1 protein-coding gene is annotated in these 1106 nt (G+C 68.4%); it reads right to left on the reverse strand.

Translation table 11 applies throughout. The features are described 5' to 3' along the window. Window positions 1-1106: glycoside hydrolase family 125 protein (locus H926_RS28360; protein ID WP_371256287.1), on the reverse strand; the 1106-nt coding region annotated here is incomplete at both ends.

Genomic DNA, 1106 nt, shown 5'->3' on the forward strand with positions numbered 1-1106 from the left:
TTGAAGAAATAGGGATTGGCATCCGACCAGCAGGCCGCCGCCGTGGCCTGCCACAGCGGATCATCGGCGGTGACGCAGCCGGTATAGGCCAGGCCGAGCAGCGAGGGCACGTTGGCATCGTCCATGAACACCGCGTTGCCAAAGCCATCGACTTCATAGGCCCAGACCTGCCGCCCGTCGGGCAGGCGCATCGTGCCCCACTTGGCCAGCGCGGCGGCCACTTCATCGGCCAGCGCGCGCGCATCGGCGGCGAGCGCGGCATTGCCCGCCGCGCCTTCGGCCACCAGCGCCATTTCGCGCAAGGTGGTGACGGCAAAGTGGTTGGACGGGACCAGGAACGGATAGAGGCAGGCATCGTCAGACGGGCGGAAGCCGCTGTGGATCAGCCCGACCGGCCGCGTGGGCGCGCCATAGCCATCGAGGCCGAGCGTTTCGGTGGGCCGATCGCTGGTGCGGCGGAAGCTGTAGGGGCCGCGCCCATCCTTGCGCTGCTGTTCGCGGAACGTGCGCACGATCGCCTGCTGCGCCGAAACCCAGATGTTGTCGAACGGCGCGGCATCGCCGCTCGCCTGCCAATAGCGATAGGCCAGGCGCATCGGCCAGCACAGCGAATCGACCTCCCACTTGCGTTCGGCCACGCCGGTTTTCATCTGCGTCTGGTCTTCCAGGGCCCAGGGCAGGTTGGTCTTGGCCGTGGCATCGCGCATGAACGCATTGGCATAGGGATCGAGCAGGACCGAGCGCGCCTGGCGGGCAATGGCGCCGCGAAACAGCGTGGCCAGGTGCGCGTCCTTGCGCACGAGGTGGATGTAGGACAGCAGCTGCGCGCTGCTGTCGCGCGGCCACATGCAGGGGATATCGCCGGTGATGACAAAGGCATCGACCCGGCCATCGACCAGGCCCAGTTCCACCGTGGTATCGAGCGTGTTGGGATAGCAGGCCGCAAACATCGCGCGCAGCTTGGGATCGGCGATCATCGCCGAAACGCGCGCGATCTCTTCCTCCACCGCCGGGCTGGTGAAGCGGCGCTGCACTTTGGGCGGGCGGGCCGCAAAGCCCAGCGGGGCCGGTGCCGTGCCAGGGGCGGGGGCGGCAGGCGCCTGGGC

The organism is Novosphingobium sp. B-7, from assembly GCF_000410615.1.
Classification (GTDB): domain Bacteria; phylum Pseudomonadota; class Alphaproteobacteria; order Sphingomonadales; family Sphingomonadaceae; genus Novosphingobium; species Novosphingobium capsulatum.